This is a genomic window from Staphylococcus sp. GDX8P54P, from assembly GCF_017893165.1.
In the GTDB taxonomy this organism is placed as follows: Bacteria; Bacillota; Bacilli; order Staphylococcales; family Staphylococcaceae; genus Staphylococcus; species Staphylococcus borealis.
Window position 1 is genome coordinate 1 of record NZ_JAESMM010000006.1, and the last position, 26,106, is coordinate 26,106.

Annotated in this window: 37 protein-coding genes; 5 read left to right on the plus strand and 32 right to left on the minus strand. The window is 35.1% G+C overall.

The window, feature by feature from the left end:
- Positions 1–123: 123 nt before the first annotated feature.
- The 24 genes from KA909_RS02145 to KA909_RS02260 form a co-directional block, all read right to left on the minus strand.
- The gene (locus KA909_RS02145; protein WP_210129913.1) at positions 124–1,491 is read right to left on the minus strand and encodes an SNF2-related protein; all 1,368 of its coding nucleotides are present in this window, start codon (positions 1,489–1,491) and stop codon (positions 124–126) included.
- Positions 1,484–1,762: a VRR-NUC domain-containing protein gene (locus tag KA909_RS02150; RefSeq protein WP_210129914.1), complete on the minus strand. Its 279-nt coding sequence runs from the start codon at positions 1,760–1,762 to the stop codon at positions 1,484–1,486. The genes KA909_RS02145 and KA909_RS02150 overlap by 8 nt, the downstream gene beginning before the upstream one ends.
- Positions 1,763–2,119: 357 nt before the next feature.
- Positions 2,120–4,567: a virulence-associated E family protein gene (locus KA909_RS02155; RefSeq protein WP_210129915.1), complete on the minus strand. Its 2,448-nt coding sequence runs from the start codon at positions 4,565–4,567 to the stop codon at positions 2,120–2,122.
- Between the two features lie 14 nt (positions 4,568–4,581).
- The gene (locus KA909_RS02160; RefSeq protein ID WP_011276060.1) at positions 4,582–4,719 is read right to left on the minus strand and encodes a DUF1514 family protein; all 138 of its coding nucleotides are present in this window, start codon (positions 4,717–4,719) and stop codon (positions 4,582–4,584) included.
- Entirely contained in the window at positions 4,719–4,970 is a 252-nt protein-coding gene (locus KA909_RS02165; protein WP_210129916.1) for a hypothetical protein, read from the minus strand. The genes KA909_RS02160 and KA909_RS02165 overlap by 1 nt, the downstream gene beginning before the upstream one ends.
- Positions 4,971–4,986: 16 nt before the next feature.
- Positions 4,987–5,403: a hypothetical protein gene (locus tag KA909_RS02170; protein WP_210129917.1), complete on the minus strand. Its 417-nt coding sequence runs from the start codon at positions 5,401–5,403 to the stop codon at positions 4,987–4,989.
- Positions 5,403–5,585 (minus strand): transcriptional activator RinB, encoded by a 183-nt coding sequence (gene rinB / locus KA909_RS02175; protein ID WP_210129918.1) that lies wholly within the window; start codon positions 5,583–5,585, stop codon positions 5,403–5,405. The genes KA909_RS02170 and rinB overlap by 1 nt, the downstream gene beginning before the upstream one ends.
- 51 nt (positions 5,586–5,636) lie before the next feature.
- On the minus strand, positions 5,637–6,152 hold the full coding sequence (locus tag KA909_RS02180; protein ID WP_210129919.1) for a dUTP diphosphatase: 516 nt from the start codon (positions 6,150–6,152) through the stop codon (positions 5,637–5,639).
- Positions 6,145–6,336 (minus strand): hypothetical protein, encoded by a 192-nt coding sequence (locus tag KA909_RS02185; protein ID WP_210129920.1) that lies wholly within the window; start codon positions 6,334–6,336, stop codon positions 6,145–6,147. Before KA909_RS02185 ends, KA909_RS02180 begins: the two co-directional genes overlap by 8 nt.
- A complete protein-coding gene (locus KA909_RS02190; RefSeq protein WP_210129921.1) occupies positions 6,337–6,543 on the minus strand; it encodes a hypothetical protein in 207 nt (68 codons plus the stop codon). It abuts the gene before it with no gap.
- On the minus strand, positions 6,536–6,823 hold the full coding sequence (locus KA909_RS02195; RefSeq protein ID WP_210129922.1) for a hypothetical protein: 288 nt from the start codon (positions 6,821–6,823) through the stop codon (positions 6,536–6,538). Before KA909_RS02195 ends, KA909_RS02190 begins: the two co-directional genes overlap by 8 nt.
- Complete coding sequence (locus KA909_RS02200; RefSeq protein ID WP_210129923.1) at positions 6,824–7,243, minus strand: YopX family protein; 420 nt, start codon at positions 7,241–7,243, stop codon at positions 6,824–6,826. It lies immediately after the preceding gene.
- Positions 7,244–7,406: 163 nt separating this feature from the next.
- On the minus strand, positions 7,407–8,051 hold the full coding sequence (locus tag KA909_RS02205) for an N-6 DNA methylase (RefSeq protein WP_210129924.1): 645 nt from the start codon (positions 8,049–8,051) through the stop codon (positions 7,407–7,409).
- Positions 8,048–8,515: a nucleoside 2-deoxyribosyltransferase gene (locus KA909_RS02210; protein WP_245339329.1), complete on the minus strand. Its 468-nt coding sequence runs from the start codon at positions 8,513–8,515 to the stop codon at positions 8,048–8,050. The genes KA909_RS02205 and KA909_RS02210 overlap by 4 nt, the downstream gene beginning before the upstream one ends.
- Before the next feature lie 2 nt (positions 8,516–8,517).
- Complete coding sequence (locus KA909_RS02215; RefSeq protein ID WP_245339332.1) at positions 8,518–8,901, minus strand: DUF3310 domain-containing protein; 384 nt, start codon at positions 8,899–8,901, stop codon at positions 8,518–8,520.
- A gap of 82 nt (positions 8,902–8,983) precedes the next feature.
- Entirely contained in the window at positions 8,984–9,235 is a 252-nt protein-coding gene (locus tag KA909_RS02220; protein ID WP_210129926.1) for a hypothetical protein, read from the minus strand.
- Positions 9,210–9,539, minus strand: a complete 330-nt coding sequence (locus tag KA909_RS02225) for a hypothetical protein (protein WP_210129927.1) — start codon at positions 9,537–9,539, stop codon at positions 9,210–9,212. Before KA909_RS02225 ends, KA909_RS02220 begins: the two co-directional genes overlap by 26 nt.
- An 11-nt stretch (positions 9,540–9,550) precedes the next feature.
- The gene (locus tag KA909_RS02230; RefSeq protein WP_210129940.1) at positions 9,551–11,503 is read right to left on the minus strand and encodes a DNA polymerase; all 1,953 of its coding nucleotides are present in this window, start codon (positions 11,501–11,503) and stop codon (positions 9,551–9,553) included.
- Positions 11,504–11,566: 63 nt separating this feature from the next.
- Entirely contained in the window at positions 11,567–12,121 is a 555-nt protein-coding gene (locus tag KA909_RS02235; RefSeq protein WP_048668011.1) for a DUF2815 family protein, read from the minus strand.
- Positions 12,122–12,142: 21 nt separating this feature from the next.
- A complete protein-coding gene (locus KA909_RS02240; protein WP_048668010.1) occupies positions 12,143–13,309 on the minus strand; it encodes a DUF2800 domain-containing protein in 1,167 nt (388 codons plus the stop codon).
- Positions 13,306–13,668, minus strand: coding sequence for a hypothetical protein (locus KA909_RS02245; protein WP_210129928.1), 363 nt, complete (start codon positions 13,666–13,668; stop codon positions 13,306–13,308). The genes KA909_RS02240 and KA909_RS02245 overlap by 4 nt, the downstream gene beginning before the upstream one ends.
- Before the next feature lie 85 nt (positions 13,669–13,753).
- Entirely contained in the window at positions 13,754–13,927 is a 174-nt protein-coding gene (locus KA909_RS02250) for a hypothetical protein (RefSeq protein ID WP_154393570.1), read from the minus strand.
- A gap of 4 nt (positions 13,928–13,931) precedes the next feature.
- Positions 13,932–14,246, minus strand: a complete 315-nt coding sequence (locus KA909_RS02255) for a DUF771 domain-containing protein (RefSeq protein WP_053021418.1) — start codon at positions 14,244–14,246, stop codon at positions 13,932–13,934.
- Positions 14,247–14,262: 16 nt separating this feature from the next.
- Positions 14,263–14,505 (minus strand): helix-turn-helix domain-containing protein, encoded by a 243-nt coding sequence (locus KA909_RS02260; protein WP_210129929.1) that lies wholly within the window; start codon positions 14,503–14,505, stop codon positions 14,263–14,265.
- Between the two features lie 177 nt (positions 14,506–14,682).
- On the opposite strand from KA909_RS02260, the gene KA909_RS02265 reads away from it, so the two are divergent.
- The 5 genes from KA909_RS02265 to KA909_RS02285 are packed head-to-tail and all read left to right on the plus strand — an operon-like array spanning position 14,683 to position 17,500.
- The gene (locus KA909_RS02265) at positions 14,683–15,018 is read left to right on the plus strand and encodes a helix-turn-helix domain-containing protein (protein ID WP_048668006.1); all 336 of its coding nucleotides are present in this window, start codon (positions 14,683–14,685) and stop codon (positions 15,016–15,018) included.
- 12 nt (positions 15,019–15,030) lie between these two features.
- On the plus strand, positions 15,031–15,495 hold the full coding sequence (locus KA909_RS02270; protein WP_210129930.1) for an ImmA/IrrE family metallo-endopeptidase: 465 nt from the start codon (positions 15,031–15,033) through the stop codon (positions 15,493–15,495).
- A 14-nt stretch (positions 15,496–15,509) separates the two neighbouring features.
- Positions 15,510–16,031, plus strand: coding sequence for a hypothetical protein (locus tag KA909_RS02275; RefSeq protein ID WP_136714887.1), 522 nt, complete (start codon positions 15,510–15,512; stop codon positions 16,029–16,031).
- Complete coding sequence (locus tag KA909_RS13445; protein WP_245339330.1) at positions 16,024–16,416, plus strand: hypothetical protein; 393 nt, start codon at positions 16,024–16,026, stop codon at positions 16,414–16,416. Before KA909_RS02275 ends, KA909_RS13445 begins: the two co-directional genes overlap by 8 nt.
- A gap of 58 nt (positions 16,417–16,474) precedes the next feature.
- On the plus strand, positions 16,475–17,500 hold the full coding sequence (locus KA909_RS02285; RefSeq protein ID WP_210129931.1) for a tyrosine-type recombinase/integrase: 1,026 nt from the start codon (positions 16,475–16,477) through the stop codon (positions 17,498–17,500).
- A gap of 413 nt (positions 17,501–17,913) precedes the next feature.
- Here KA909_RS02285 and KA909_RS02290 read toward each other — a convergent pair whose 3' ends face one another.
- The 8 genes from KA909_RS02290 to trxA form a co-directional block, all read right to left on the minus strand.
- Positions 17,914–18,423, minus strand: coding sequence for a YfcE family phosphodiesterase (locus KA909_RS02290; RefSeq protein WP_193839508.1), 510 nt, complete (start codon positions 18,421–18,423; stop codon positions 17,914–17,916).
- A complete protein-coding gene (locus KA909_RS02295) occupies positions 18,420–19,004 on the minus strand; it encodes an XTP/dITP diphosphatase (RefSeq protein WP_075109224.1) in 585 nt (194 codons plus the stop codon). The genes KA909_RS02290 and KA909_RS02295 overlap by 4 nt, the downstream gene beginning before the upstream one ends.
- Positions 19,005–19,019: 15 nt before the next feature.
- Positions 19,020–19,820: a glutamate racemase gene (gene racE, locus KA909_RS02300; protein ID WP_193839509.1), complete on the minus strand. Its 801-nt coding sequence runs from the start codon at positions 19,818–19,820 to the stop codon at positions 19,020–19,022.
- Between the two features lie 277 nt (positions 19,821–20,097).
- Entirely contained in the window at positions 20,098–20,946 is an 849-nt protein-coding gene (sdhB, locus tag KA909_RS02305; RefSeq protein WP_210129932.1) for a succinate dehydrogenase iron-sulfur subunit, read from the minus strand.
- The gene (gene sdhA / locus KA909_RS02310) at positions 20,946–22,712 is read right to left on the minus strand and encodes a succinate dehydrogenase flavoprotein subunit (protein WP_075109223.1); all 1,767 of its coding nucleotides are present in this window, start codon (positions 22,710–22,712) and stop codon (positions 20,946–20,948) included. Before sdhA ends, sdhB begins: the two co-directional genes overlap by 1 nt.
- 124 nt (positions 22,713–22,836) lie before the next feature.
- Positions 22,837–23,451, minus strand: a complete 615-nt coding sequence (locus KA909_RS02315) for a succinate dehydrogenase cytochrome b558 subunit (protein ID WP_053029174.1) — start codon at positions 23,449–23,451, stop codon at positions 22,837–22,839.
- 384 nt (positions 23,452–23,835) lie between these two features.
- Positions 23,836–25,623, minus strand: coding sequence for an excinuclease ABC subunit UvrC (gene uvrC, locus KA909_RS02320; protein WP_075109222.1), 1,788 nt, complete (start codon positions 25,621–25,623; stop codon positions 23,836–23,838).
- A 96-nt stretch (positions 25,624–25,719) separates the two neighbouring features.
- Entirely contained in the window at positions 25,720–26,034 is a 315-nt protein-coding gene (trxA, locus tag KA909_RS02325; RefSeq protein WP_011276093.1) for a thioredoxin, read from the minus strand.
- Positions 26,035–26,106 lie beyond the last annotated feature (72 nt).

The window sequence follows — 26,106 nt, forward strand, 5'->3', positions numbered from 1 at the left end:
CCATACTGTGCTGTTGATGTACTGTCTGCGTCATACACTTGCGCTTCTATAATATTATGCATCCACTTATAATTGTCTATCATGTTTCTCACTTCATCACGTGTGTACAAATGATTACCTCCATTACTTATATTGTTCTATTCTTGCTTTAATAGCTTTCATTAATTCTTCTTGTGTTAGCTCTTTATTCTGTAAGGCTTCATAGACTCTCTGGTCTATTGTATTCTCTGTCATAATATGATGTATGATTGTTGTATGTTTTTGGCCTTGTCTATAAAGTCTAGCATTTGCTTGTTGGTATAATTCTAACGACCAAGTTAAACCAAACCATACAATGATATGACCACCTTGTTGTAAGTTCAATCCATGCCCTGCACTTGCAGGATGTGCAAGTAATATCTTCACTTTCCCACTATTCCATTTATCCTTATAGCCTTCAGTATCTAAAGTGATGGCTTCTTTAAACCGTTCTAGTATTCTATCCTTATCATGCTTAAAGTTATAGAAGACTAATATAGGTTGGCCTTGTGCTTCTTCAATAATCTCTTCTAACTTATCTAGCTTTCTATCATGGATATGTCTCACGTCTTCATCATCTGTGTATACTGCACCATTAGATAATTGAAGTAATTTCTGACTAAGTGAAGCTCCACTTTGTGCTACGATAGTTCCATCTGTTTCATCTTCTAAGATGTAGTACTTCTCAAGCTCGTCATATAGCTTACGTTCTTTATTAGATAAAGTAACAACTTGTTTCGTATCAATCCGTTCAGGCATATCTAAGTAATCACTCGCTTTCATACTTAAGGCGATATCTTCTATCTGTTTATAAATTAAATCTTCTGATCCTTCTCTGAGTTCCCAGTTGTAAACATGATCGCTTACTTGATGTGTCGCTTTAAAATACTTTTCTCGATATCGACTGAATGCCGTTTCTAGTCTTTCGCCTCTATCGATCAAATAAACTTGTGCCCATAAATCAAGTAAGCTATTTGGACTTGGTGTTCCTGTTAATCCAACAAACCTTTTAACTAACGGTAGTTTCTTCTTTATTGCTTTAAATCTTTGACTAGATGGATTCTTAAATGTTGATAGCTCATCAATCACAACCATATCAAATGGCCATTCCTTTTTATATTGATCACATAACCATTTCGTATTTTCTTTATTAGTTATATAGATGTCTGCATCTTTATTAAGTGCTGCTAATCTTTGCTTAGGTGTTCCCAGTATTTTAGATACACGCAAATGCTTTAAATGGTCCCACTTGCTAATCTCATCTGCCCAAGTATCTTTAGCAACATTCAAAGGTGCAATGACTAACATCTTTTCAGTATCTAACAATTGTAATTCACTAAACGCTGTTAAGGTTGATACCGTCTTGCCTAAACCCATATCAAGAAAAAGTCCATACTTTTCATTTTCGATTACTTTGTCAATTGCGTGCTTTTGATAGCTATGAGGTTGGAAGGTAATTGCCAATTTAACCACCTATCCTTTTTATAAATTCATTCACTTGTTCTTTAGTCCATAACGTAAAAACTTGATGATCTCTATTAGTTAATTGCTTATGCATGTATTGCTGCAAGGGATCAACTCGTCCATTCGGTTGTTTCATTTCAACGTAATACGTTTTGCCTTTAGGCATAATGACTATCCTATCAGGCACACCTCTTGTTCCAGGCGACACCCACTTAAGACATAAGCCATTTAACTTTTTAACTTCTCTGACTAAATAACTTTCGATTTTCGATTCTCTCATTTTCTCACCTGCATAATGAATACATAATTTATATAGGTGTTGCATTTGTTGCATTTAAAAAGTGTTTTCTATACTTATAAGCTGTTAGGGAGATACTATACTGCTACTTACTCCCTAACATTAATTATTAATCTATTTAGTAGATTTAATGCAACAGTTGCAACAATTAAGGCTCGTCCTTACTGCCTCAATAGTTTGAGGTGTTGCATCTAAGTGTTGCATCTTGTTGCATCTAGGTTCGTTGCTGCAACACTTTAGGTGGAGTTTTACTCGTAAGGTGTTGCAGCAGTTTTATAAATGCAACACCTTAAATACTTAGATGCAACACCATTAAACCTTATATTTATACACATATTCTTATATTAAATCATCAACATCTTCATCCCTAACATATGCTGTTTGTATACCATACTCTTTACCAAATCTAATCTTTCCTGTTTTATTACCTTCATATACTTGCCAATTACCTAACTGTCTTAAGGTGTTTGAAATCTTCTTAACTTCTAACATTTGTCGGCTATCACCTTTATCTTTTCCAAAGCATTCAACAAATATTTCTAAAGCACACACTTTGTCTCTTTGAACTAATTCGCTGCTCTGCTCACTAATCGACTCATCACCAAACTTATAAAAGTCTCTACGCTCACTAATACTCATGCTATTCCAGTTTTTAGGAATAGGTGTATTAAGAAACTCTTCTATAATACCTACATAAGGTGATTCTTCGGTATGCTTACTTTGAATTGAACGCATCTCTTCTTCAAGTTCAGGATCAAGATATAGTTCTTCGCCTTTATCATAATAATGTTTAGCTTCTGCCCAGATTTGGTCGATTTCATCTTTAGTGAGTTTCGACCATTTCACTTCTACTTTTTCAGGATTAACAGTCATAGGCCAAAAACGTCGACCACCAGTTTCATCTCTTAAGAAATCAACTTTATTCGTTGTACCAATGAAAATACATTGACGTGGAAAGTCTTCTATATAATGGCCATATGCTACACGGAATCGGTCTATTTGTTTTGAGATGAAGTGTTTAATTGCTTCAACTTCTGCTTTACGAGTTGCTGCAAGTTCGGCTATTTCCATTACCCACACGCCTTGCAGTGCTTCATAAGCTTCCTTGCCTGTCACAGAAACTAAACTGTCTGAGAACCAAGCACCGCCAAGCTTTTTAAGTATTGCCGATTTACCAACACCTTGTGGTCCGTAAAGCGTAAGCATATAGTCGAATTTACATCCAGGTTCCATGACTCTTGCGACACCTGCAGTTAAAGCTTTACGTGTTGTCGTGCGATTCACTTCTGTGTCTTCAACGCCTAAATACTTAATAAATAGACGTTCAAGTCTAGGCTCACCGTCCCATGTTAGTCCATTAAGGTAATTTCTAACTGGATGATAAGCGTTTTGTATTGCAACACTGATGATTGCATCTTTTGTCTTACCTGAATGATGTATTTCATACACTTTTTCAATGTAACTACGTAATGCACTATCATCTCCGTCTTGCCATTGTCTATGTCGACTTTCTTTGTTCCACGGTGTTTTGCCTAAGCATTCAATCTGTTTCGTAAATTCATTAAATGCGATTTTACCTTTTAAGTTAGGATCATTACGTAAGATAATCTCGATATTAGGAATACTTGCTTTGAAGTTACCTTTTGATGTGATTTCTAATGTTTCATCCCATTCATCATTAGCAGTTTCAATAACGTCAAAGTCATCCATAGCATTAGACATTTTGTCCGTGATAAGCTGCTTTTTAACCTGTTCATCATTTTGTGCTTTCGTCTGCATAGCTTTATAACTAGGTAAGCGGTTGATTGGCGTATCGGCTTTCATGTCTTCATCTTGAGCACCGTACAAGTGAATACGTATTAAGTCGAAACTGTTAACAAGTTGACCACTGATTGGGTCTGTGTTGTGATGAGAATAAGCGAATTTGCCGTCCTCATATAAAACTAAACCGCCTGCAGTTGACCCTTCATGATACGTGTATCGGTCTGTGCTATGTTGGTCGTAAAGTTCAGGTATAAAGGTTTCAATCGCTTCTTCAATAGTATAGGCTCTACAAAATGCACCAACGATACCTGGTTTCTCTTCTGGGTTACCTTGCTTGTCTGCTAAATGTTTGGTCTTGCTTTGCTCTCGATTAGATGTTGGCCATTCTAATGTGTCAGTCCAATCAACATAATCATTTAAAATCTCATCAGGATCTAATAGTGGTAAATCTTCATAAGTGAAAAAGAACTCAGCATCATTACTTGTTGATGGCCAATACATTAAACGGTGTGGTTGATAGGTTGTATCATCAAAGTATTCCATTCCAACCATATCTGCGACTTTACGACCAACCGCTTCATACTCATCTGCGTTGACGTTACGTTTAAGTGGAATGACTAAGCGTAATCTTGGGCTAATTTCTCTGTGCTTATGTGTTGAATAGACACAATAAGCAAAATCATAGAACATAGAAAGTATGTCGGTCATATCTTGTGCTGCAAAGTCCAAGTCAAGCGTTAACATTGAGCGGTTCATCACTTGACCGGCTTTACGTTTGCCTTCTTTTAGGTAACCACCAACAAAGCCACCAACGTCTTTAACATCTGCTTGTTCAGATTTAGACATTTTGTTGTAGTCGGCTAAGTCTTCTTTTGTTCTAACCGTTTGAGCAAGCTTTTGCATGAAGTCGGACCAAGCCATGTTGTGATTGTTCCAATGCTTTGATAAACGACTTGCTGCATAAGCATAAGACACATCACGGTCATATTTGAGTTGTTTGATTTGTGTGACTTTGTCCTGCATAATAAGCTCCTTTCTTATAGCTTTTCACGTAGTGCATTTCTAAGCATGTCGTTAATAGTTTCTAGCGTTTCGATTTCTTTCTTTTGTTCGTGTTGTACCATGATTGATATTAGGTATAGTAGCGCTAATAGAATTGTTAATATTGGCCACATTAGTTATCCTCCTTTTCACTTGAGTTGAATGCATCTTCAAATGCTTTAGCAATGTCATTCCTTTCCTCGTTAAATCCTATAGCTAAATTTTCAATTGCGAACACTAAGATAGTACGCCACTGTTCAGAGGTTAAGTTGGTATGTCTATTATTAATTCGAGTTAAATAATTTATTAAGTCGTTAGGATTATCATACGTTACACCATCAATGGTAATTCCTAAACCAGATATACAATTAGAATCTATTCTCATTATCTTCTCACCCCATTTAAATATATTTATCTTTAAGTTTTAATAATTCATTATAATTAGCTTTAAGTTTTGCTTCTGATACTTCAGCGTCAGTTGAATACTCATCTATGATTACTTCGGAACTGTGATAGTATTCTTTTAGTAAATAATCAACCAAACTTTCTTTACTGTTTATACGTTTAATATCTTCATTTATATTTGGATTTTTAATTTCTTTTTCCCTTGCTGCTTGTACTTCTTGTTCAGCTTTCTCCATTTCTATTTCTAAGCTTTTATAAAAATCGTCATAAGGTTTATAGTAAATTTCCCAATCACCATTATTGTTCGAATACTTTTCTTCAAATAACTTTCTGTTTTCAGGTTCATCTAAAACTACGACCCATTTTTCTTTTTGTTTAGCAAACACTGTAGGTTCTTTTATTCTTTCGAACACTACTCGCTCACCTCAGCTTTAATTCTGTTAATATCGTATTGATCACTCTCACTAGCAAAGTCTTTAGGTGCAGTATCAATATCGTCTTCGGATTGTAAATAGATAATAAGTTCGTTAGTTAGGTATTTACTAAGTTCATACATTCCGATGATGAACCATATTTTTAGTATGCGTTTAAGCATTCCGTTCACTCCTTGCCAAGTATTCTTTTAATCTCTGCTACTATATCCTTCTTAGTATCCTGTACTTCCAAACCCGTCTGTCCCTCTCTCTGACACATAACTAAACTCCTCTACTTCTTTTAACTCTGGCGTCCAAATAGGTACGATAACGAGTTGTGCGAGTTTGTCGCCTTTGTTGATTTTGTAAGTACCAAGTCTATATGTCTCTTTTCCGTTTGTTTCAATATAGTTATTCTCTAAGTCTTTATACTTAGCCTGACGTAAATTAGGTATTCTCGGTAAATCATCATTCTTAATATTAATCCCCATATTACCCTGAAACCCTGCGTCTATCTTGCCAGTTTCAATCACTAAATGCGTTTTACTACTTACACCACTTCTTGATGTTAATAAACCGACATAACCTTCTGGAATGTTTACGGCTATATCTGTTTTGATCACTGCTTTTTCTTGTGGCTCGAGTATCATTGTTTCTGCTGCAAAGATGTCGAAACCAGCATCTAATCGGTCACGTGTTGGCATTGTTGCGTTTTCTGATAATAACTTGATTTCTAATTGATTAGTCATTTTTCATTCTCCCTTTTTCAACATCTAACATAGTTTGTCTTAACATTAATCCAGTACGTCTTATTCTTTCGTTTGGTATTTTCGGGTTGTAGGCATGCCAGTTTGGTTCCAAATCTCTACGTTTTTCAAGCAGTCTTGTGTATTCTTTGCTTAACGCTATTAAAGTGTCTAATTGGTTAGTCATTTATTGTTCCTCCTGTTTATCAAGTAATATAATTTCAGCGTTAGTGCAAAATCTAATGTACATATCATCTTGTTCATGTACATAGCCTTCAACTTCTAAATGTTTAATAGCTTTGTTTTTGTCAGTAAAATAGAATTCTGCTACCCAAGAACTATCTCCATCAATGTAATTTCGATGTGTATATAAAATGATATAAATATTACTCATCACTACCACGCTCCAAATTATTTATGCAATATCCCATTTTCATGAAAATTTCATCACTTGGTAAATCGTTCTTTTGATTGTAAATCTTAACCATCTCATCAAACGCCTCTGCCTTCCTTTTAACTTCTGCCATATCATTGATGAGTTCATCACGTTGCTTTCGTAAACTGTCACGTTCATCTCTGAATTTCCACCAGTCACTACGTGGATAGCTTTCATCCGAATCTAAATTATTGTTTCTAATGAATTCCAACACTTGTTCTTTAGTTACTTCTGCCATTTACTCGTCCTCCAATAACTCTGGGTGCTGGTATTTATTACCTAATATTTCAAACATACAATTAACATCCGTCATATACATTTGAGGTATGATTCCTAGATATGTGTCTTTAGGTATTTTTATATCGAACATTCCTAGGTTATAAACTACAACACCAATATATGTTTTATCTTTCATGATTTTAGGTTCCTCATCTTTTATTAATACTTTGACAATATCTCCCTCATAAATCTCCACACCATTTTTATCTTTAAGTCCAGTTGACAATACAATATTTTCTTTATTAGTTATCAATACAACCATATGGTCGTGAACTTTAACTTCATTATTATAATCATTAAAAATAAAAACCCATCTATCATTGTCAATTTTTAAATAGCGGTCTCCATTTTTAACATAGGCTCTAAATTTAGGTATCATCTCAAACACTCCCTGTTCCTTTTTATGTCACACTCACTAACTTTTCCTGCTACCTTAACCACAAAGCCGTTGACACCTAGCTTGCGTAATTCATGTTGTATCTGTGTAGGTGTCTTGCCTTATGTAGTATAGCGATAGCGTTGGTTGATTGTGTTGGATAATATCATTCCACTAGCCACGCTGGGACACCTTCCGTCTGTTTAATATCTGGATATTTATGTTCTACAAATTTCACATTCAACTCTTTCTCAATATCTTCTGTATAAGGTAATCGATTTAAACTACTGAAACCTAAATGATCGTTTCTATCATTCTGTATAAACCATGCGCCATATGCTTCTCTAGTTAATACATCACATTGAACGACAAGCCCGTTCATGCCACGAATAAGCATGTTGAATAATAAGAATGGAATAGTTCGGTCACTTAACTCCTCTGCTGTGTAGAAGTACATTCTAGGCTCATAATCAAACGGTGAGTATTTCATCCTATCCTTATTCCATTTCTCAATCACAATGCCACCTGTTCCTGCTGCTGGCTCGTAGTAGTCTCCTTTACTGTCTGCTACCATTTCCACAAGTAGCTTACTAATAGATTGTGGTGTGAAATCTTGTTTATGTTTCTTACGATTAGCATGTTCATCTTGAAAGTATTCATGGAACCAGTCGTAGTTGACATCTTTATTAAACGCTTCGAGAAACTTCATAAATATCTTGTTACGTTCTTCTATATCTCCATACAGAATATCCATAATGCGTTGCGGTGCTTTGTAGCTATCGTTTATTTTTAATATGTTATTAATAATCATGCATTCACCAAATCCTTACATATCTCATCAAACGTTTGAATACCTCTACCATCAGTGATATCCATAATTACGCCATACACATATTGATTAATACTGAACTCTGCTCGGTCCTGTTCTTCTGAAATATGTCCTGTACCTTGTCTGATGTCAGTACATTGGACGTAAATCTTAATATCTTTCTCGCTTGCTCTTTTAAGGTGCTGTGCGTACCCCATTTCGCAAATTGTCCCTTGTGCATGTGGTAAGTAGTCAAATATCATTACATCGCTTGTTTCCATACCTAATGTGTCATTAAACACAATACGTTCTGCTAACTTATCTTGCTTAGCATTTGCTTTATCATTGATGTCCTTATCGTCATGTGGTGCGTACACTTTAAAACCTAATCGTTGTAACTCTTGTTTTTCCCACTCACGACGCATCTGTTGCCCAATACTTAGCATGTCGCCACCTAAATAGATCATTGTTAGCCCTCCCACTTTTCAAATGCACGATTTAAATACCAACGCGCTTTATCTAAATCTTCTTTACCGTTCTTATGATTAGCACGACTGATATATTTGATTGCATTACCAATCGCAAATGCTAATTCTGGTTTGTAGTCTTTCGTTACTTGCTCAATATAATCAATGACTTCGATATCTCCGTAAGTATAATGTTTCGGTTTATTTACTACATCTTGTTCTTCCTGCATATCCACCTTACGTGTGAATGGCACATTCACTCTCATAAAGTCGTCATTGTCGGTAAGTGTGAATTTATAGCCACCTTGATTTTCCACTTCTGCTTTCCATACCGTTTTTAACAGTATTTCTTTTGCATACACACGATTGACTATGGCCGTTTGCATAGCAGTAATACCTTTAAATGGTGCTTGGAACTGAACAATATTATCTACTTTCAAATCAATTATCCTTACATTTTCCATTCCGCTACCCCCTCTGCGCGTTGCCGTATTGATCCGTTTTGACTTTAACCATAAGATTATTCTGTACTAGATTTTTAAAGTATTTAGTGTTTACTCTGTGCTTAGCAACTTCACGCTCTGCACGTTTAGCCCTAGCAATACGTTCTTCTCTACGTTTACGTTTCAATGCTCTTTCATGTCTAATTTCAGCCTGCTGTATCTCATACAACTGCTTAGCTGTTAGTTGCTTTTCATTTCTTTCGTACGTCTGCACCATATTGATATACTCCTTTGCCATGTATTAACTCTGGTCCACGTAGGCCTTCTGCATAACGTTTCCTAACTGTGCTATCTGATACATCAAAATATTTGTATACATCACATAATCTGTAACGTTTACCGTTTAAATTCACTTTCGGCATTTCTTTTTTAACTTCTATAACGGCAGTAGCTCCAGGTTGGTATTTAAAAATATGTTTTAACTCGACATCTTGCCCGTCTTCAGTTTTAATATCGAAATTGCCATAATCTTCCATCGCTTCAACTAAATCAGTAATTAATTCAACTGCTGTTGTTGCCATATCAATCACTCCTAATCTTTCATATAGAACGGGCTTGTAAATCCATCACTATTAAGGTTTAAACCTTTAGCCCATTCCACTGGTTTGCTCATTAATTTTTCTATTTTTTCAAGTCCATTAGATCCTACTGGTACTTCAACGATAATCTCATCATGTACATGACCTACGATTTGAAAGCCTGCATGTTCTATTCGATACATTGAGATAGCTAATAAATCTCTTGCCGTTGCTTGTACAATGTTCTCCACAAGTTTCCCACCGTATGTTGATAACTTTGTCCATTTGCGATTTAGGTCTAATCCCATGAAGTTAACAACTGGTGCGCCCCAATCGTTCTCACCTAGTCGCGCTTTCGGATAAGCTAATGCTCTGCCACTTGGTAGCTCTATCATTAAAAAGCCTTTATTCATATAGAACGTTAAGCCGTGCGTCTTATGGCGTTGGCGGGTTTCTACCGTTTTAATTGCAGCATCTTGGCACGCTTTCCAAAAGTTAACAATGTTAGGGTTAGCTTTACGCCAACTATCAACCAAGCCTTGTAACTCACTCTCATCAATGCCCATATCCAGTGCGCCCATAGCTTTTAAAGCACCAGGCCCACCTTGATAACCTAATGCAAGTTCTGACACTTTACCTTTTTGTCTGAGCGGGTCGCTTTTTTTAATTGATTCAACAGGGACGCCAAACATTTGAGATGCAGACGCTTCATAAATCTTGCCGTGTGTGTTAAACACATCTAAGCGCCATTGTTCTTTGGCATACCAAGCAATAACTCGAGCCTCGATGGCTGAGAAGTCACTAACTGCTAACTCATGACCGTTTTCTGCGGTAAACGTTGTTCTAACTAACTGACTTAATAAGTCTTGTGGGTGTACATCTAATAGCAGTTCTAAGTCATCAAACTTTTGTTCTTTGATAAGTTCTCTAGCTATATCAAGTTCTGTATCAGAGATGTAGTGCTTGGTTAAGTTTTGCAGTTGTACGCCCCGGCCTGCCCATCTGCCAGTGCCTGCACCATAGAACTGGAATAAGCCACGTACTCTTTCATCACGACACATCATGTCATGCATTTTGTTGTATTTTTTAACGCTTGTTTTAGCCATTTGTAGCCTAATCTCTAGCATTTGTTTTGCTTTGCCTGTGGCTTTCTTTAGATACTCTTGAACGGTTTTCTTTTGTAAGTTTGGAATGTCTAAGCCTTGTTCATTATTGAGCCATTCAAGTAATTGACTTGGACTGTTTGGATTGTCTAATCCAGTTATCTGCGTTGCTTGTTTAAGTAATTCATCTTTACTTAACTTATCTAGCTCATTAGCACCTTCCATTAAAGTCTTTGATAACTTAATGCCTCTATCATTAATACGTTGATCTAAAGACCAGTATTTTTGTTCTGTCTCAGTTACTTCAAAATCACTTATCTTTTTAGCAATATTCATTTCTACTTCAACATCTCGAATACAGTAATCAATAAATTGTTGCCACTTTTCAGGATCATGTTCAGGTAAGTTACGAGTACGACCGCCATTCACTTTTGTTGGTTTACATGGAATTGAGAAATATCGAATTAAATTCTTGCCTGTTTTATCTTTTTGTTCCTGTAAATGGAGAACGGATCCAACCTTATCAAGTGATGCAGGTAAACCAATGCGTGTTGCGTTAACCATAGTGCATATCCATTCTTCAGGTGGCATAGGTTCATTAAAATGTTTTGCTAAACACGTTCTTTCGAAATTTGCGTTAAAGGCATATTTTTTTACGTTAGAGTCAAACAAAGCAATTTTGAATGTTTCAAAGTCTGCATGATAGGGTTCGTTATCAACTTTCTTCATATCAATAGCACTAACAGGTCCACCATCAATTGAGTAAGCAATGATTAAAATTTCAAAGTCTTCCGCTTCTGTATATTTATAGGCACCACACTTTGAGATGTCGTTACTACTATAGGACTCGATATCAATGTTCATGTACTCCATGTGCGTTCACCTCTTAAGTTTTAAAATTAAAGCGGGGAAAACCCCGCTAGTGTGCTAAATTAAATCGTCTTCATCTGTGTCTAATTCGTCGAAGTCATCTTCTGCAGCACTTGCACCGCCTAAAGGTTCTCCTTTTTCAACCAATTGAATGTTATTAAGCCCTACTGCAATTCCTTTATTACCATTGGTATTAAAAGGATATAAGTTTAGTGATGCTCTAATGTAATCTCCACTTACAACCGTACTAGCGTCTGTAAGTCGGATTTTATTTTGGTCAACAATACCAGGTGCGCTTTTGCTTGATGCGTTTAAAAAGTATGCATCTTGATAGTTAGGATCATCTTCACGTTCAATGTCTCCATCTCTTAAAGGGGTTTTTAAGTTTCCGGGTACCTTACCGCCAAACTTAGACGCTTTACCATTTTCAATTGCTTCATCAACTGCTTTTTCAATTGCATTGATTGTGCTTGTTTCTGACTTTGGAATGATTAAACTTACTGAGTATTTAGCGTCTTGCCCTTCTTGCATACTATGAGGTTCAAAGATATGTGCGTATGATGCTCTCACTTTACCTGTAATCACTTTTGTTCCATTTTGTTTTGCTTTCATAATTAAGATTCTCCTTTTGTTTTATATTTGGTCAAAATCATCTTCGGCACTTTGCTTAATTGCTGGTCGTCTATCAGACGCTTTGGCAAGTGTGAGCTTACCTTGTGGCTTAACAATGTAGTCACTGGCTAAAGTGTTAAATGATTTTTTACCGACTAATTTTTCTAATTTCGTTAGGCTAAGTAACTTTGTTTCTGTAACGTTTTCAGGCTTATAGCCCTCTTTAATTAATAAATCTTTAATTGCTTTTTCATCTGTCATCTTACGTTGTGAACGGCCTTCAACGAGTTTCCAACCGTCATATGATTTATCGTGCTCAGACATCTGCTCAAGCGCATAGCTTTCAACTTCATCTGCCCATTTCTTAATATCAGGTAGCTTATAAAGCAGCTCGGCTATTTCATCATCACTTAATAAGTGAGCCGGTTTATTTGGTACATCTTGCATGTATCGAGCACGTTCTCTACATGAATGTTTAATCTTACAGAACCTGCAATGCTCACCTGCTTTAAATTCACCCTCACCATTAAAAGCAAGTTCTGCTCTAGGCCTTACATACTCTAAGCCCCAATCAACGAGTGTATTGATTTGAAGTTCTTCAGTTGAAAAGTTGTCGAGTCTAGGTTGAATAATCGTCATTTTTACTGTGTGGATGTCATATAGCATGCTTAAAAGTTCATAAGCACCTAAGCCGTAAAGTCTAAGTTGTGGGTTATCGATTGCTGATACTTCAACACCTTTACCATATTTCAAGTCAATGATTTCTAGCACACCGCCTGAATAGATGATGACGTCACCTGTGCCGAACGATTCAGGAACGTATCGACCTAAATCCAATCTTGTTTCGAACATGGTAATGACATCACTATCTCTTGCTAAAGCTTCGTTGTATTTTTCTTCAACTTGATCAACATATTCTTCAACATATTCTCGTAATTCTTCTGAATAATATTGATTGTGTTGATAGTTGTTGAAAGCTTTATTAAACTCAAAGTCTGTTAAATCTTCATATTGATGTTTGAAATACAACTCACTTAATTCATGTGCAAAGGTTCCTTCTTCTGCAAAGACTGAAGTCTTATCACCTATACCTTCACTTGCTTTAATACTAGGTGGGCAGTTAAGCCATTGTTTAGCACCGCTTGCACTCAATTTGGCATGAGCACGATTTGTGTGGTCTAACTTCATGCGCTTAATCTCGCTTTCATGAAATCAACTATCTCAGGGAAATCTTTTTCGGCAACAGTTGATAGCTTGTTAGCGCCTAATTCTGATAGCTTTTCTTTAAATGCAGCTTTATCTGATTGGTCGCCTGATTTCAGGAATTCTTTTCCGAGATTTAGAACGTAATCTTTTGAGAATGATGCGTCATTTTCTTGTTCAGGTTCTTCTTTAGGTGTTTCTTCCTTTTGTGGTTTTTCTGATGGTGCTTCTTTAACTACGTTTTGCACTGTACTTGTATCTACAGTTGACATTTCTACTCGAATTGCACTTAAGTTTTTATTTAGTAGTTTTATTTCTTTTAGTAATTCTTCTAATACGCCCATTGCGCATACCTCCTAAAAAATGTAATATTAGGGTATATATGAATTTGAAACCCTTTAATTTGACTAATGCGTTCTGCCAAACGTGTTAGTCTTTTTTTACGTAGTAACAAGTGTCAAAAAACAAATATGTTAGCATTGATGTTAATAGCGCATATGCAGCTGCATTAGTGATAAACACATTTAATGCGATTAATAATAGAAAGAACACTGCAATAAACATAAAGCCTGTTAGTACAAACGTTTTATCGTCATTCGTCATTTCTTCACCCCTTTCCATGTATTTCTTCGAAATGTTCGTCGATGAATTTACTCATCTTTCTAGCGTTAAACCTCCAACGGTTCAAACTTTCATCTGGATAATGTGCGATGCCTTGCTTTTTAAGTAATTTTTCAAACTTCGGATTGAACAACAATCTATCTTTGATAGTGTCGTCAGATGACATTTTCAATTTGCGTTTCAATTCTTTTAAGTCCCAAACTGGATCTAGTGAGTAACTTAATAACTCATCGTATTCATCTTTAGAGACCAGTACGTGTGTATCTGGTATTGGGACGGTTACGTTTAAAGTTTGCGTCATGTCTTACACCTCCTTATTAAGTTGTTTGCACTTCTCGTTTCATTTTTGAGACGTTTTGATTAAAAAAATAATCATCCATACTAATATCTAAAACGTCACAAATAGCACTAGCTTCATCAATCGTGAAATTACTTTTATTTTTATTGATCTTCTGGCTAAATCTTGTAGGCGTCATTCCAATCATATACGCTACTTCCTTGTGCGTATATTTACTTTCATCAATAAAGTTTCTGAGTTTTTGATAGCGCTTAGTATTCATTTTTTTCTCACCTCTTTCGTCTCATTTATGAGATTACACTAAGAACTATACACGCTTATAATTTCAGTGTCAACAAATAAATTTCATTTTTGAGAAATAAATTTGTAAAATGCGTTGCATTTTTGAGAACAAACTTATATAATAAGTTTGTAAATTACAAATCAAGGAGAAAAAACAATGACAAAATTTTCGGATAACCTTTCTAACCTTAGAAAAGCTAATAATTACTCTCTAAAAGAATTAAGTGACAGATTAAATTCAAAGTACAACGTTAAGTTCTCTAAAGCATCAATTGATAGATGGGAAAAGGGAACAACAAGTCCTTCTATGGAACACGCTAGTGCCTTATCTGATTTCTTTGGAGTGTCTTTAGACGAATTAAGTGGCCGTGAGGAATTAGTGGTTGAAGAAAAACCCAATCATTTAGCAGCACATCTTGATGGTGATTTAACTGACGGAGAATGGCAAGAAATTCTAGATTACGCTGAATACATAAGAAGTAAAAGAAAATAAAGGGTGTTTTATGTGGGGAAATATGAGGATATGTTAATTGAACACGACTATATTGAAGTCATTGAATGTGATAACTTACCTAAAAGGTTATCTGGCTTGTGGCTTGGAGATATGATTTTAATTAATCGTAACTTGCCTATTACTTCCAAACTTGAAACACTTGCAGAGGAACTTGCTCATAACGAACTTACATACGGAAATATAGTTGATCAAAGTAATTTTAATCATAAAAAATTTGAAGGTTATGCACGTAGGTTAGCCTATGAAAAGTTAGTTCCTCTCAAAGATATTGTAAAAGCATTTTTGCAAGGTATTCATAACTTATATGAACTTGCTAATTTTTTTGAAGTTACAGAAAGTTTTGTCCTACAAAGTATTGAACATTATAAACAGAAATATGGTTATTCCACTCGGTATGGTAAATACGTTATTCAGTTTGAACCGTTACGAGTGTTTGAATATAAAAATATTAGATAAAAGAGGAATTTAGAATGGGTGTTAGGAATAGTAATTTAGAAATAAGACCTACATTAAGTAATTTGCAATTTTATATTGGTCAAACTGGTAAACCTGAGCATGATCCATTATTGGATTTCTCGCTACTTTACGAACATGCAGAATTGGGTGTTAAATTTACACTGAGCGGGTTGGATAGAATTAACAACCCTTATTCTAATAACAATGAAATCTATCTAGTAATTTTGCTTTATGATAAAACTGGAGACATTGGTTTTGAGTTAAGAAACTTTTGGTCACTTTATCTTGATGAAAAAATTATGCAAAAGAAGCATGAAACTATCCAATTCACACTTTATAAGTTTGAACCTAATAGTAAAGCATATGATTTCACTAATATTTATCAAGAATTAAAGGTAATAGCACTACCAGAAGAAATCAAAGAAAATGATATTGACAAAAATATTATGCTAAATTGGATGTCTAACAAACATTTAAACGAAGTATTCGCCACTAAAATTCCTATTTACCATAGCAAGGAGTTTAATGATGACTAAAACAGAAAATAATGATACTTTGAAGCCAACACTTCACGAAGATTTTCTTAAGTTAAGATTTCCAGACGGTAAATTTCCTGTACATCTTAACCATAACAAAGACACCTCTGTGCATGGTACAATGAAAGCAAATACCAACAGTCTCGGAGGTGTACAGATGGATAATAAATATATTACTAAAGAAGTATTCGAACAGTTTGAGAAACGTATTGATGATAAATTAGATGCTTTACCGGATAGAATGGCCGATAAAATTGATGCTAAAATTAGTGGTTTAGAAGCTAAACAAACTAAGTGGTTTGTAGGTATAGCTATTAGTACTGCTATTGGTGGTTTAAGTTTAATGATTGGTGCTATTAGTTTAATTATTAATATATTTATTTAAATAAAGGGTACGTGGGAGTACCCTTATTATTTTTTTACCTTTTTTGAGGAGGGATAGCATGCAAACACGATGTTATGACGGTAAAAAATGGCAATATGAGTTTAAATACGAGGGTAAGAGATATCGAAAGAAAGGTTTTAGAACAAAGAGAGAGGCTAATTCTGCAGGGTTAGATAAGTTAAATGAATTAAAGCAAGGTATTGAATACGAACCTAATTTAACGTTATATGACTATTTCAAAACATGGTGCGAAACGTTTAAAAAATCAACAGTGACACCTAAAACATATAAGTCCTATACCTCTGCAATTGAACATATCAATAACCACCCTATTGGCAAGAAAAAGCTGAAAGATTTATCTAGGTACCACTATCAAGATTTTATTAATGAATTTTCAAAAAATCATTCTAAAGAATCTATTAGAAAGCTAAACGGCTATATTAGAACATCTTTAGACGATGCAGTATACGAGGGACTTATATCTAAGAACCCTACTTTTAAAGTGAATTATAGAGCTAGTAACCCTAATAAAAGTGAAGATAGTAAATATATCAATCTAAAAGACTATGAATTATTAAAACAGCATTTGATGACTAAAGACAATGCGTCATCACTTGTATTATTCATCATGATATGTACTGGTTGTCGCATAAGTGGTGCTTTAAATCTAAAACGAGATTATATCAATCAAGTTAAAAGCGAAATTTATATTGATGAGCATAAAACAGATTCGTCACCACGTTACGTGTCTATTAGTCAAAAAGATATGAACCATATCATTAAGTCTATTGATCAATTACCTAGAACTATCGACGGTACTGTATTTGGAGAATTAACAAACAATGCAGTTAATAAACGTTTAAAAGTATATTGTAAAAATCTAGGTATCAAAGAAATCACTTCACATGCTTTACGTCACACTCACTGTTCATATTTATTAGCCAAAGGCATTTCTATATATTACATTTCGAAAAGACTAGGACACAAAAATATATCAGTAACCACAGAAGTTTATTCACATTTACTTGAAGAAACTTACAAAGAAGAAGATGAAAAAGCAACGCAAATAATAAGCGCAATGTGATTTTTAGGGACCCATTAGGGACCCAAAACCCCATGAAACCCGTCGTTATAAGGTTTATAGTATCTCTCCCAGGACGTTATATAACTTTTGAACAAAGTCGAAAAGCCCGTTATTATAGGCTTTCGGCTTTTTTGTTTTCGAACAAAACAGAAGAAAACTGAACTATTTTGACACGTGCTTAACACTTTTATATCTGCTTTTTCTAATTTATCAAGCCTCAATATGATTTAAACCGTAAGTACTAAATTAATAATTGAAAGCAACCATGCGCTTATTGCTAAGTAAAGTGCCGAAGTGGTTCGTTTTTACTTCTCAATTTAATACCTTCATCCTACATGACTTATTTAATTTGAATTCTGTCCTATCTAAAATCAAAACACTTAGGCAACGACTTTTGCCTAAGTGTTTCTTTGCTAAATTTCGAATTCTATTGTTTCTATAATACGGTTGTCACGATTTCTAAAGTTTAAAATTGCATTCATATTTTGTTCATCAATGCGGAGTTCTGCAAACGTTTCTTCAATACTACTGCGGGATTGTGATATACTGCCTGGGTTAATAACGTGTACACCACTAAAGTGTTCATATTTTGCGACGTGAGTATGACCATAGAAAGCAAATTGACATCTAAGTGATTTAGCCTTCTCAGCTAGGTGCATGCGCGTTTGATTAACTGAATATAAATGGCCATGTGTATAAAAGGCTCTAATACCTTTAGCTTCTACAACTTCCTCATTTGGGAATTCAGGATAAAAGTCACAATTTCCTTTTACTCTTTTAAATAGACTTAACTCTGTGTCATTGTATTCGAATTCAGAGTCACCTAAATGTAGTAACATTTCAGCGTCTTTATGTGATTCATAAATATGGTATAAAATACCAGGTTCTGTATGATTGTCACTGACGATAAGCCACTTTGTCATATTGATTCACTCTCCAAATAAGCATTTAATTTCTTAATTGCATTACCTCTATGACTAATTTCACTTTTTTCTGTTGTTGTGAGTTGTGCCATGGTTTTACCTTTTTCAGGAACATAAAATACAGGATCATATCCGAAACCATGCTCACCTTGTCTCTCAGTCGTAATTACACCAGATACTGTTCCTTTGAAAGTTTGCGTCGGCTCATTAGGTGCACTCATACTAATGACACAAACAAATTGTGCCTCACGCTCTTCAATACCATTTAAATTCTTTAATAATTTATCAATATTAGCATCATCGCTCTTGTCTAGACCGGCATATCGAGCTGAATAGACACCCGGTTCCCCATTTAACGCAAATACTTCTAAACCACTGTCGTCTGCGATAACACGTTTATTTAACACTTTTGCAGCTTCTTCTGACTTTAACCGTGCATTTTCTTCAAAAGTTGTTCCAGTTTCCTCTACATCGAAATCTGCGATAAGCTCTGATATACCTATCACATTATCGTGGGGAAAGATAGATTTAAAGTCATTAATTTTACCTTTATTGTTTGTAGCGATTACGATATCTGCCATTATAATTCCTCCTCACTAAGCATCTACACTGATGCGCTCAACTTCAACATCTAATTTTAACCATTGCAAAATTATATTTTTAATATGTACGGTATCTCCAGTAGCGAAAAATCGATGCTCTGGATGGCGCGTATAACTCGCGTGTTCATTACTAAACGTTAATAAAGCACTTACTTCACGCGCTGTCTCTAGTCCAGAGGAAATAACTTTCTTCTCTCCTCCAAAGTAATCATTGATTGGTTTATATAACAATGGATAGTGTGTGCAACCTAAAATTATTGTATCTGCCTCTGTATTTCTCCACTGTTTTAACGTTTGATGAATGACAATACTTGTAATGGTAGGATCATTGTAGCGCATTTGTTCAACTAACGGGACGAAACCAGGACAAGCTACGCCATATACATGCACATTAGGGTTAATGCGTTTAATATGATGTCTGTACGCTTCAGATTTTATTGTCCCTTCTGTCCCAAGAATTAAAACTTTTTGGTTCTTAGTTGTCATAATAGCCGTTCTGGAGCCTGGCTCAATAACCCCAATAACAGGAATAGGCAACACTTGTTGCAAATATTCTAATGCAACAGCAGTCGCAGTATTACACGCTATAACTAGCATTTTGATATCAAACTGCATTAGTTTGTTAGCGAGTTGTGTAGTAAATGCTTTTACTTCATCTCCAGGTCTTGGACCATATGGACATCTTGCAATGTCTCCTAAATAATATATTGTCTCATTAGGTAATTGACGCATAATTTCTTTTGCTACAGTCAAACCACCTACGCCTGAATCTATAACACCAATTGGTTTATTCATTTTCATTCATCCTTATAACACATAGTATAGTTATTTTACCATATACATGTTGAGAGTTTGACTAATCCGATTGAGTAAACGTTTTTACACATTTAAATGACAACAAAAAAGTAAGGGGTAGGACATAATTCTTTTTGAATTCATTGCCCTACCCCTTACATATGACTCGAACTGAGAAAAGTTTGATTTACACATTTTCTCAGTTCTATCAACTACTGTAAATTCGTTAAGTTGTCACTAATTATGATTTTTGCTATCTTTAACTTTTTAAAAAGTATTAATCAACTTTATGGTCTGAACCGAAGAATGATTTAAACATATGGAATGTTGTTTCTCTATTCATAGCAGCGATTGACGTTGTCAAAGGAATACCTTTAGGACAGGCATTCACACAGTTTTGAGAATTACCACATTCTTGTAAACCACCGGCGCTCATTAACGCATCTAAACGTTCGTCTTTGGTCATTGCACCTGTTGGATGTAAGTCGAATAAACGAACTTGAGAAATTGCTTGGGCACCAACGAATTTATTTTTAGGTGTAACATTCGGACACACTTCTAAACAAACACCACAAGTCATACATTTAGACAATTCGTAAGCGGTTTGACGTTTTTTCTCAGGCATACGTGGTCCTGGTCCTAAATCATACGTACCATCAATTGGAATCCATGCTCTCATACGTTTCAAGTTATCGAACATTCTTGTACGATCTACTTGTAAATCACGTATTACAGGGAACGTACTCATTGGTTCTAAACGAATTGGTTGTTCTAAGTGATCAACGATTGCTGAACATGATTGTCTTGCACGACCATTGATAACCATAGAACAAGCACCACAAACTTCCTCTAAACAGTTCATATCCCAAGTAACAGGTGTTGTTTTTTCACCCTTATTATTTACTGGGTTACGTCTAATTTCCATGAGACATGCAATCACATTCATGTTTTCTTTATAAGGAACGTCGAATGTTTCTTCATATGGTTTAGAGTCTTGATTATCTTGTCGTTTAATAATCAATTTAATTGATTTTTGTTTTGGCTTTTGTTGTTCTGTCTCATTTGTTTTACTATCGTTTTGGCGAAGTTCTTCGGGAGTTTCTTTTACTGATTGATTGTCAGCCATTATTTTTTACCTCCTTTAGACTTACTTGTATAGTCACGTTTACGTGGTGGAATTAAACTTACATCGACTGGTTCATAAGTAAATTTAGGTGCTTCTTCTCTACCTTGATATTCAGCTAATGTTGTTTTTAACCACTCATCATCATTACGATCAGGGAATTCTGGTTTGTAATGCGCACCACGAGATTCATTACGATTGTATGCACCAATTGTAATAACACGTGCTAAAACTAACATGTTCCATAATTGACGAGTGAAGAATACAGCTTGGTTACTCCACGTTTGCGTATCTTCCATATCAATATTTTCATAACGTTTCATTAATTCAACGATTTTTTTGTCTGTTTCTAATAATTTATCATTTTCACGTACAACTGTTACGTTCGCTGTCATAACTTCACCAAGTTCACGGTGAAGTTTGTATGCATTTTCAGTACCACGCATATTTAATAATTTGTCAAAACGTTCTTGTTCTTCATCTACACGTTTTTGGTAAATGCTATCATCTAATTCAGTATATGTTGTTTCAACATTTTCTACATATTTAATCGCATTAGGTCCTGCGACAGTACCACCATAGATTGCTGATAGTAATGAGTTCGCTCCTAAGCGGTTACCACCATGTTGTGAGAAATCACATTCACCAGCAGCAAATAGACCTTTAATATTTGTCATTTGATCATAGTCTACATATAAACCACCCATTGAATAGTGAACCGCTGGGAAAATCTTCATCGGTACTTTACGTGGGTCATCACCTGTGAATTTCTCATAAATTTCAATGATACCACCAAGTTTAACGTCTAATTCATGTGGATCTTTATGAGATAAGTCAAGGTAAACCATGTTTTCGCCGTTAATACCTAATTTCTGATTAATACATACATCAAAGATTTCACGCGTTGCAATATCACGAGGAACTAAGTTACCGTAATCAGGATATTTCTCTTCTAAGAAGTACCAAGGTTTACCGTCTTTGTACGTCCAAATACGACCACCTTCACCACGTGCTGACTCACTCATTAAACGTAATTTATCGTCACCAGGAATGGCAGTTGGATGAATTTGAATAAATTCCCCGTTTGCATATTTAGCACCTTGTTGGTAGGCAATTGATGCTGCTGATCCTGTATTAATCATTGAGTTTGTTGTCTTACCAAAGATGATACCCGGACCACCTGTTGCCATGATAACTGCATCTGATCCAAATGATTTAATTTCTGAAGTGGTCATGTTTTGAGCAACAATACCTCTTGCAGCATTTTCATCATCTTTGACTATACCTAAGAATTCCCATCCTTCATATTTCGTAACGAGTCCATCTACTTCGAATGAACGTACTTGTTCATCAAGTGCATACAATAGTTGTTGACCTGTAGTAGCACCTGCAAAAGCGGTTCTGTGGTAAAGTGTACCACCGAAACGTCTAAAGTCTAAAAGACCTTCTTTCGTTCTACTAAACATTACACCCATACGGTCTAATAAATGGATAATTGATGGTGCAGCTTCAGCCATAGCTTTTACTGGTGGTTGGTTCGCTAAGAAGTCCCCACCATAGACTGTATCATCAAAGTGAATCCAAGGAGAATCCCCTTCACCTTTGGTATTTACCGCACCGTTAATACCACCTTGGGCACATACAGAGTGCGAACGTTTAACAGGTACGATTGAGAATAAATCTACATGCGCACCTTGTTCTGCAGCTTTAATTGTTGACATCAGACCGGCAAGTCCTCCACCGACAACAATAATTTTTTTCTCTGCCATAGAAAAGTCACTCCCCTAAAATATATCGATCGCTTAACGTGTTTACGTAAGCTCATATGATAAGCACCTAAATCAATTACTTATCAAAAATTTCAACGTACTATATGTGATTACTATTTATGTTTTATACAAATGCGAAAATTGCTGATACACCAATGTATCCAAGAACTAAGAATACAACTAAAGAAATCCAAGTGAAAACACGTTGAGATTGTTTAGATTGTAAGAATCCCCATGTTACAAAGAATGACCATAAACCATTAGAGAAATGGAAAATAACACATAATACACAAACGATATATACAATGACCCAAAGTGGGTTTTCAAGTGTTTTGTGCATCAATTCAAAATCAACTGCTTTACCAAAGAAGTATTTTTGAATTGTCGTTTGCCATAAATGCATGAAGATAAATATAAATGTCACAATACCTGAGAATCTTTGTAATGCGAACATCCAGTTTCTAAATAATGAGTAATGGCCGATATTTTCTTTAGCTGTAAATGCAATGTGGATACCATATAGACCATGGTATAAAATCGGAATGTAAATTAATAAAAATTCAACTGCGAGTAAAAACGGAATTGATTCCATAAAGCCAGCTGCCTTATTAAAAGCCTCTGCCCCTTGTGTTGCTTGATGGTTCACAATTAAATGAACGATTAAGAATGCACCAATTGGAATAATACCTAGTAACGAGTGTACACGTCTAAGGTAGAATTCATTTTTAGACTTTGCCAAAAGGAGTCCCCCCTGTAAAACTATTAATTTAAATCGCTTATTTCTAAGAAAGTTAATTTAATCAAGTCCATATATCACATAACGATTTACTATTTTATTTAGTACTTGTCTTATTTAAGGATCCTGACATTTCTTCATCAATAGACGTTCCAATCAGAACTATGTAAACAAGTAGGACTTAAAAAAGTAAATTGAGTTCGTTATTTTTTAATGATAAATGCAAGTATTACATTTATCATTTCTAAAAACACTTTAATGATAATGTTTCTCAATTAGAAAACGCTTCCATACTTTCTTAAAAAAATAAACTTTTTGTTAACTGTATTGTAACATTTTTTATATGTTTTTGGGCTATGAGAATAATTCTCATAGCCCTTTTTTTAATTAATTATCTGACAAAGCTTGTTGTAAGTTATGTGCAACCTTCTCAGGTAAACCTGCTTGTTTTAAGTCAGCAACACTTGCTTCCTTCATTTTCTTAATCGATCCAAACGTTCTTAATAAACGCGTCTTACGTTTACTTCCGATGCCGTCAACAGTGTCCAATACAGATTGTAAACCTGTTTTTTGGCGTGTTTGACGATGGAACGTAATTGCAAAACGGTGAACTTCATCTTGAATTCGATGTAATAAATAAAATGCTTGACTATTCTTTTTCAATGGTACAACGTCTGCTTGTGGTCCATAAAGTAATTCTGACGTTTGGTGTTTATCATTTTTTCTTAATCCAGCAACGGGAATGTCTAAGCCTAGTTCATTCTCAAGGACATCTAATACACCTGACATATGCCCTTTCCCACCATCGACGATAATTAAATCAGGCAAAGGCAATCCTTCATTCAAAACACGCGTATAACGACGACGAACGACTTCTCGCATTGACTTGTAATCATCTGGTCCATCGACCGTTTTAATTTTATACTTACGATATCCTTTTTTATCTGCTTTACCGTCAACAAAAGTAACCATGGCTGATACGGGATCTACACCTTGAATATTTGAGTTATCAAATGCTTCAATACGGATTGGTGTTTGAATGCCCATTCGTTCTCCGAGCTCTTCAATTGCTTTTATTGTACGAGATTCATCTTTTGCAATTAGCTCGAATTTATTTTCAAGTGCAACTTCGGCATTATGATTAGCCAAATCCACCATTTCTTTTTTAGCACCACGCGCCGGTTGAACAATTTTAGTATCAACTACGGATTGAATCATAGTCTTATCTAGATGTTTAGGAACATGCACTTCTTTGGGCAGAATATGTTGGTTTAAACTATAGAATTGACCTATAAATGTATAGAATTCTTCTTCTTCAGTTTGTTGTTGTAAAGGAATCATTGTCGCATCTCTTTGTATCAAATTCCCTTGTCGAATGAAGAATACTTGAATACACATCCATCCTTTAGAAACACTATAACCAAACACATCTCTGATGGTGTTATCTGACGACATAATTTTTTGTTTTTTAGTTAAATTATGAATATGTTGTATTAAATCGCGATACTCTTTCGCACGTTCAAAGTCTAATTTTTCACTCGCATCCATCATACGATCCTCTAAATTTTTGAGAATGGTTTTATCTTCTCCATTTAAAAAGTCACTTATTTCACGAGTCATTTGTGCATAGGCTTGTTGATCTACATCATAAACACATGGTCCCATACATTGTCCGATATGGTAATAAAGGCATAATTTGTCTGGCATTTTGTCACATTTTCTAAATGGATAAATGCGGTCTAATAATTTTTTCGTCTCTTGTGCTGAATAGGCATTAGGATATGGTCCAAAATATTTTCCAGTTCCTTTTTTTACGGTACGTGTAACAATTAACTTAGGGTGTTTCTCTTTAGTGATTTTTATAAAAGGATAGCTCTTATCATCTTTTAATAAAATATTATAGCGAGGTTGATACTGTTTAATTAAGTTTAGTTCCAAAAGTAGGGATTCTGTTTCACTTGAAGTGACTATAAATTCAAAATTTCGGATTTCTCCTACTAATCTTGTTGTTTTCGCATCATGTGCACCGGTAAAATAGGAACGCAATCTATTTCTTAAACGTTTCGCTTTACCAACATAAATCACTTGGTCATTCCGATCTTTCATTAAGTAACAACCCGGTTCAAAAGGAACTACACTTAATTTATCTTTTATTTTAGTTTTGTAGTCTGACAATGTATCCCCTCCTTCCTAAGAGATTAACTACATATAAAAAAGACGGAGCGATTACATTTATGTAATGCCCCAGTCTCATTAATGTTTAGATTATTCTTATAGATGTTTATCTAATACTTCAGCTAAGTTTTCTTTAGGTTGGAAACCTACTACTTTATCAACTGGTTCACCATCTTTAAATACGATTAAAGTTGGAATACTCATTACTTCAAATTTAGCTGCTGTTGATGGGTTTTCATCAACATCTAATTTTAAAATATCAGCTTTACCATCATAGTCTCCAGCTAATTCTTCTAATACAGGTGCGATCATTTTACAAGGTCCACACCAAGTTGCCCAGAAATCTACTAATTTAACGCCTGATTGAATATTTTCATCAAAGTTTGAATCCGTTACTTTTACGATTGCCATAAATGCCAATCCTCCTTAAATTTTGAATGATGAGCAAATTATAACAGACTTTAGTGGCACGTGCATCGCAGT

Coding starts and splice junctions, on each gene's coding strand:
- KA909_RS02150 (WP_210129914.1), bottom strand. CDS start 1,762: ATGAGAGAATCGAAAATCGAAAGTTATTTAGTCAGAGAAGTTAAAAAG.
- KA909_RS02155 (WP_210129915.1), bottom strand. CDS start 4,567: ATGCAGGACAAAGTCACACAAATCAAACAACTCAAATATGACCGTGAT.
- KA909_RS02160 (WP_011276060.1), bottom strand. CDS start 4,719: ATGTGGCCAATATTAACAATTCTATTAGCGCTACTATACCTAATATCA.
- KA909_RS02165 (WP_210129916.1), bottom strand. CDS start 4,970: ATGAGAATAGATTCTAATTGTATATCTGGTTTAGGAATTACCATTGAT.
- rinB (WP_210129918.1), bottom strand. CDS start 5,585: ATGCTTAAACGCATACTAAAAATATGGTTCATCATCGGAATGTATGAA.
- KA909_RS02180 (WP_210129919.1), bottom strand. CDS start 6,152: ATGACTAATCAATTAGAAATCAAGTTATTATCAGAAAACGCAACAATG.
- KA909_RS02185 (WP_210129920.1), bottom strand. CDS start 6,336: ATGACTAACCAATTAGACACTTTAATAGCGTTAAGCAAAGAATACACA.
- KA909_RS02190 (WP_210129921.1), bottom strand. CDS start 6,543: ATGAGTAATATTTATATCATTTTATATACACATCGAAATTACATTGAT.
- KA909_RS02195 (WP_210129922.1), bottom strand. CDS start 6,823: ATGGCAGAAGTAACTAAAGAACAAGTGTTGGAATTCATTAGAAACAAT.
- KA909_RS02200 (WP_210129923.1), bottom strand. CDS start 7,243: ATGATACCTAAATTTAGAGCCTATGTTAAAAATGGAGACCGCTATTTA.
- KA909_RS02205 (WP_210129924.1), bottom strand. CDS start 8,051: ATGATTATTAATAACATATTAAAAATAAACGATAGCTACAAAGCACCG.
- KA909_RS02210 (WP_245339329.1), bottom strand. CDS start 8,515: ATGATCTATTTAGGTGGCGACATGCTAAGTATTGGGCAACAGATGCGT.
- KA909_RS02215 (WP_245339332.1), bottom strand. CDS start 8,901: ATGCAAACGGCCATAGTCAATCGTGTGTATGCAAAAGAAATACTGTTA.
- KA909_RS02220 (WP_210129926.1), bottom strand. CDS start 9,235: ATGGTGCAGACGTACGAAAGAAATGAAAAGCAACTAACAGCTAAGCAG.
- KA909_RS02225 (WP_210129927.1), bottom strand. CDS start 9,539: ATGGCAACAACAGCAGTTGAATTAATTACTGATTTAGTTGAAGCGATG.
- KA909_RS02230 (WP_210129940.1), bottom strand. CDS start 11,503: ATGAACATTGATATCGAGTCCTATAGTAGTAACGACATCTCAAAGTGT.
- KA909_RS02235 (WP_048668011.1), bottom strand. CDS start 12,121: ATGAAAGCAAAACAAAATGGAACAAAAGTGATTACAGGTAAAGTGAGA.
- KA909_RS02240 (WP_048668010.1), bottom strand. CDS start 13,309: ATGAAGTTAGACCACACAAATCGTGCTCATGCCAAATTGAGTGCAAGC.
- KA909_RS02245 (WP_210129928.1), bottom strand. CDS start 13,668: ATGGGCGTATTAGAAGAATTACTAAAAGAAATAAAACTACTAAATAAA.
- KA909_RS02250 (WP_154393570.1), bottom strand. CDS start 13,927: ATGACGAATGACGATAAAACGTTTGTACTAACAGGCTTTATGTTTATT.
- KA909_RS02255 (WP_053021418.1), bottom strand. CDS start 14,246: ATGACGCAAACTTTAAACGTAACCGTCCCAATACCAGATACACACGTA.
- KA909_RS02260 (WP_210129929.1), bottom strand. CDS start 14,505: ATGAATACTAAGCGCTATCAAAAACTCAGAAACTTTATTGATGAAAGT.
- KA909_RS02265 (WP_048668006.1), top strand. CDS start 14,683: ATGACAAAATTTTCGGATAACCTTTCTAACCTTAGAAAAGCTAATAAT.
- KA909_RS02275 (WP_136714887.1), top strand. CDS start 15,510: ATGGGTGTTAGGAATAGTAATTTAGAAATAAGACCTACATTAAGTAAT.
- KA909_RS13445 (WP_245339330.1), top strand. CDS start 16,024: ATGACTAAAACAGAAAATAATGATACTTTGAAGCCAACACTTCACGAA.
- KA909_RS02285 (WP_210129931.1), top strand. CDS start 16,475: ATGCAAACACGATGTTATGACGGTAAAAAATGGCAATATGAGTTTAAA.
- KA909_RS02290 (WP_193839508.1), bottom strand. CDS start 18,423: ATGACAAAGTGGCTTATCGTCAGTGACAATCATACAGAACCTGGTATT.
- KA909_RS02295 (WP_075109224.1), bottom strand. CDS start 19,004: ATGGCAGATATCGTAATCGCTACAAACAATAAAGGTAAAATTAATGAC.
- racE (WP_193839509.1), bottom strand. CDS start 19,820: ATGAATAAACCAATTGGTGTTATAGATTCAGGCGTAGGTGGTTTGACT.
- sdhB (WP_210129932.1), bottom strand. CDS start 20,946: ATGGCTGACAATCAATCAGTAAAAGAAACTCCCGAAGAACTTCGCCAA.
- sdhA (WP_075109223.1), bottom strand. CDS start 22,712: ATGGCAGAGAAAAAAATTATTGTTGTCGGTGGAGGACTTGCCGGTCTG.
- trxA (WP_011276093.1), bottom strand. CDS start 26,034: ATGGCAATCGTAAAAGTAACGGATTCAAACTTTGATGAAAATATTCAA.